Source organism: Streptomyces sp. SID5910 (genome assembly GCF_009862125.1).
Lineage (GTDB): Bacteria > Actinomycetota > Actinomycetes > Streptomycetales > Streptomycetaceae > Streptomyces.
In genome coordinates this window covers 1-2,229 of the sequence record NZ_WWHX01000102.1, presented here as the reverse complement: position 1 = coordinate 2,229, position 2,229 = coordinate 1, and the positions used below count along the sequence as shown (strand labels likewise).

Genomic DNA, 2,229 nt, shown 5'->3' with positions numbered 1-2,229 from the left:
TGTGGCGGATGCGACGCCCCCGGCTCTACGAGCGGCACGCGGCACCGATGCGAACCGGTGCCGCCCCGGTTGCCGGCGCCCGCTGCGGTCGCGCCCCCGCACCCGGCGTCCGAGGGTCAGGGGCCCTCGCGGAGTCGGAACGTGTCCGCGTCCCATGTGCCGTCCAGGCGGGGGGCCAGCCACTGTGGTGCCGTCGAGCGGAAGGCGGCCGGGGTGAGGGTGGCCGCGCCGGTGGGCAGGGCGCCGAGCAGGGGGGCGCCGGACACCTCCGGCAGGTCCGCGAGGTTGCAGCGTGAGGCGAGGTCCGGGTCCGTCGGCCAGCTGCCGATCACCACGCCAGGAAACTCCAGCCCCCGCGCGGCGAGTTCACGTGCCGTCAGCTCCGTCGTGTTCAGCGTGCCCAGCCCCGCCGATGCCACCACCAGCACCGGCGCGCCCAGCAGCGCAGCGACGTCCGCCAGGGTGCCGCCCGCCTCGTCGAAGCGGACGAGCAGCCCGCCCGCCCCCTCGACCAGCACCAGGTCGTGCTCGGTCGCCAGCTTGGCCGCGGCCTCCGCCACCTCACCCGGACGTACCGGCGCCCGCCCGGCCCGCCGCGCGGCGGTACCCGGCGCCAACGGCTCGGGGAACCGAGCGACCTCGGCCGCCGTCACCGGGCCCGCGAGGCGCGCGACCTCCTGCGCGTCCCCGGGCTCGTCCGGCCGTACGCCCGTCTGGGCGGCCTTGAGGACGGCCACCGACCGCCCGGCGGCCAGCGCCGCCGCTGCCACGGCGGCGGTCGCGACCGTCTTGCCGACCTCCGTGCCCGTCCCCGTGATCACCAGTACCGGCATGTCATCCCTCCCGTGCCGCCGCGCACACCGCACGGGCGATGCGGGCCACGTCCGCGTCGCCCGTGACGTACGGCGGCATCGTGTAGATCAGGTCGCGGAACGGCCGCAGCCACACGCCCTCGCGCACGGCCGCCTCCGTCGCCGCCCGCATGTCGACGGCGTGGTCGAGCTGCACCACGCCGATCGCGCCGAGCACCCGCACGTCGGACACGCCGGGCAGTTCGGCGGCCGGCGCGAGCCCCTCGGTGAGGCCCGCCTCGATGCGTTTGACCTCCGCACGCCAGTCCTGGCCGAGCAGCAGCCCGATCGACGCGCACGCCACCGCCGCCGCGAGCGGATTGCCCATGAACGTCGGTCCGTGCGCGAGCACCGGCACCTCGCCCCGCGAGATGCCCTCCGCCACCCGCGACGTGCACAGCGTCGCCGCCATCGTCAGATAGCCGCCGGTCAGCGCCTTGCCCACGCACATCACGTCCGGCGTCACCGCCGCGTGCTCCGCCGCGAACAGCGCGCCCGTACGCCCGAATCCGGTGGCGATCTCGTCGAACACCAGCAGCACGTCGTGCGCGTCGCACACCTCGCGCAGCACCCGCAGATACGCGGGGGAGTGGAACCGCATCCCGCCCGCGCCCTGCACCACCGGCTCCACGATCACCGCGGCCAGCTCGTCGGCGTGCCGCTCGACCATCGACCGGAGATGGTCCGCGTACGCCTCGTCGTACTCCGCCGGCGGCGCGTCCGCGAAGACCTGGCGCGGCAGCGCCCCGCTCCACAGCTCGTGCATGCCGCCCTCGGGGTCGCACACCGACATGGGCTGCCAGGTGTCGCCGTGGTAGCCGCCGCGCCAGGTCAGCAGCCGCCGTTTCGCGGGGCGGCCCAGCGAACGCCAGTACTGAAGGCACATCTTGACGGCCACCTCGACCGACACCGAGCCGGAGTCGGCGAGAAACACGTGCTCCAGGCCCTCCGGCGACATGTCGACAAGGAGCTTCGCCAGGCGTACGGCGGGCTCGTGGGTGAGCCCGCCGAACATCACGTGGCTCATCCGGTCCAGCTGCTCGCGGGCGGCCTCGTTCAGCACCGGGTGGTTGTAGCCGTGGATCGCCGACCACCAGGACGACATGCCGTCGACCAGTTCGCCCGAGCCGTCGGCCGGCCGCAGCCGGACCCCGCTCGCCGACTCCACGACGAGCGGGTCCTGCCGGCCCGGCATGGGGCCGTACGGGTGCCAGACGTGCCGCCGGTCGAGGGCCAGCAGCTCGTCCACGGTCAGCGCGGGCTCAGGCATTGGGCGCGAGGTCCGTTCCGGCACCGCGCCGGCGTACGGCCACCAGGTCCGTACGCGCCTCGCCCGCCGCCGGCACCTCGGCGGGGGCCGGGGCAGAACCGCAGACCA

2 protein-coding genes are annotated in these 2,229 nt (G+C 75.2%); both read right to left on the bottom strand.

All coding sequences use genetic code 11. The features are described from left to right. Positions 1-116 precede the first annotated feature (116 nt). Positions 117-833, bottom strand: coding sequence for a dethiobiotin synthase (gene bioD, locus GTW67_RS03755; RefSeq protein WP_161163362.1), 717 nt, complete (start codon positions 831-833; stop codon positions 117-119). A 1-nt stretch (position 834) separates the two neighbouring features. Further along, a complete protein-coding gene (bioA, locus tag GTW67_RS03750; RefSeq protein ID WP_161163361.1) occupies positions 835-2,121 on the bottom strand; it encodes an adenosylmethionine--8-amino-7-oxononanoate transaminase in 1,287 nt (428 codons plus the stop codon). Between the last annotated feature and the right edge of the window lie 108 nt (positions 2,122-2,229).